3 protein-coding genes are annotated in these 2,317 nt (G+C 63.6%); 2 read left to right on the forward strand and 1 reads right to left on the reverse strand.

All coding sequences use genetic code 11. The features are described 5' to 3' along the window. The coding region (locus LQV45_RS26365; protein WP_230009661.1) for a TetR family transcriptional regulator at positions 1 to 69 on the reverse strand (69 nt) is incomplete at its 3' end. Positions 70 to 336: 267 nt separating this feature from the next. Here LQV45_RS26365 and LQV45_RS26370 point away from each other — a divergent pair. Next, positions 337 to 810, forward strand: coding sequence for an LURP-one-related/scramblase family protein (locus tag LQV45_RS26370; RefSeq protein WP_230009658.1), 474 nt, complete (start codon positions 337 to 339; stop codon positions 808 to 810). A gap of 14 nt (positions 811 to 824) precedes the next feature. After that, the coding region (locus LQV45_RS26375) for a transglycosylase domain-containing protein (protein WP_230009660.1) at positions 825 to 2,317 on the forward strand (1,493 nt) is incomplete at its 3' end.

Below are 2,317 nucleotides of genomic sequence, written 5' to 3' on the forward strand. Positions count from 1 at the left end.
CTTCCGATCTGCGAAGTGGCCGTAGAGGGTCACCCTGCCCACCCCCGCAACCCGAGCAATTTCAGCCATGCTTGCACCGGGATTGTCACTGAGGCGTGTCAACGCGGCTTCAATGATGGCATCTTTGTTCCGGACGGCGTCCGCCCGCTTGGTGCGTTCTTTCTGCACTCCCGGCACCGGCCCTCCCAGCCCATTCAACTACTCAAACAATGATGTTCAGGTTACCAGCGGGGACAGGTCAGCCGCCCGGACCATCCGGTTCGGGTGAGGTGCCGGCCGGCGGAGCGGTCCTATGGTCAGGGCATGGGACTATTGCGGCACCGGCATGACGAACCCATGGGCGAGCGGTTTCAGATGCGCGAGAAACTGCTGTCGATCGGGGACGACTTCTGGATCGAAGACAGCCACGGCCAACGCGCCTACAAGGTCAACGGCAAGGCGGTCCGAATCCGGGACACGTTCGTTTTGGAGGACGCCTCGGGAAACGAGGTGGCCCGCATCCAGGAGCGCAAGCTCTCGATCCGGGACAAGGTCGAAATCGAGCGCGGGGGCGACACCGCCGCGACGGTCCACAAGGCCTTGGTAGGGCTCCGCGACCGCTTCTCGATCGACGTGAAGGACGGCCCTGACATGAAGGCGCACGGCAACATCGTCGACCACGAGTACGAGATCGAGCGCGACGGTCATACGGTCGCCACGATCTCCAAGAAGTGGTTCCGCGTGCGCGAGTCCTACGGCGTCGAAGTCGCGGGCGGCGAGGACGTCCCGCTCCTCCTGGCGATCACCGTCGCCATCGACTCATTGACCTAGCCTGTCCAGGCAGCATGTCGCCCAGGAAAAGCACCGGATCCCTAGTAGCCACGACCCTGTGGAGGCTATTCGGGTTCCTGACGGCGAGCGCGGTGTGCGGCGTCCTGGCCGCCAGCCTTCTGGTGCCCACCGTGGCCGCGACCGGCGTCGCCGTCAGCGACTCGATCAAATTGTTCAACAGCCTCCCCTCGGAACTGACTGTTGATCCGCCGTCGGAATCGACCAGGGTGCTCACCGCCGACGGGAAACCGATCGCCACCTTCTATGCTGAAAACCGCGTGAAGGTCCGGCTCGACCAAATGTCCCCGTACATCAAGGACGCGATCGTCGCGATCGAGGACCGGCGATTCTACGAACATGCCGGCATTGACCCCCAGGGGATTCTCCGGGCGCTGGTGTCCAACCTGACCAACGGCGGAAGGCAGGGTGCCTCCACCCTGACCCAGCAGTACGTCACCAACGTGCTCAATGAATCCCTCGTGTCGGCGGACAAGGGCGACCAGATTGTCCTCAACGGGCAAAAGAGCATGGCTGACAAGATCCGCGAGATGAGGCTCGCCGTCGAACTGGAGAAGAAATACACCAAGGACCAGATCCTGGAGGGGTACCTGAACATCGTGTTTTTCGCCCGGGACGCCTACGGCATCGAAGCTGCGTCCCGCTACTTCTTCAACACCACTGCCAAGGACCTCACCCTGCCACAGGCTGCCCTGCTGGCCGGCCTCGTGAACAGCCCCAGCTTCTATAATCCTGACGTCCATCCGGAAAACGCCGTCCAGCGGCGCAACCAGGTTCTCGCCAAGATGCTCAGCTATGGCGCCATCACCCAAGCGCAGCACGAAGCGGCCGTGGCCGCCCCGGTGGATCTCAAGATCACCCCCGGGAGGCAGGGATGCGCCGGCGCGGAAATGGCACCGTACTTCTGCGACTACGTCTCCCACCTCATTCTCAACAATCCGGCCTACGGCGCGGATATTGCCGAACGCGAGCGGAAGCTGTTCCGCGGCGGCCTGGCCATCACCACCACCCTGGACAGCCGGCTCCAAGTGGCCGCGCAGGCGCAGGTCGATGCCACGGCCGGGGCCAACCCGGACAAGTGGGGCGCCGCGATGGTCTCCATCGCACCCGGCACCGGCAAGATCCTGGCGATGGCGCAAAACACCGTGTTTCTCCCGGCACCTGGCAAATTCGACACGCAACTGAACTTCAACGTCGATTCCAAGGACGCCAACGGCAACGACCTCAACGGCGCCGGCGGGTTCCAGCCCGGCTCCACCATGAAACCGTTCACGTTTGCCGAATGGCTCAACGAGGGCAAATCCCTTTCCGCCATGGTGGACGCGTCCCGGCGCTCCTATCCGCTCGGGTTCCGCTGGAGATCAAGCTGCGGCAGGGTGCTCGGGGCCTACAGCACCAGCCAGAAGAGCCTCGGCGCGGCGGACGACCTCCAGAACAACGACGCCGGGTACTACCGCCGCATGCGCGTGGACTACGGGCTGTATAACTC

The sequence above is a fragment of the Microbacterium sp. Bi128 genome (assembly GCF_918698205.1).

Coding starts and splice junctions, on each gene's coding strand:
- LQV45_RS26370 (WP_230009658.1), top strand. CDS start 337: ATGGGCGAGCGGTTTCAGATGCGCGAGAAACTGCTGTCGATCGGGGAC.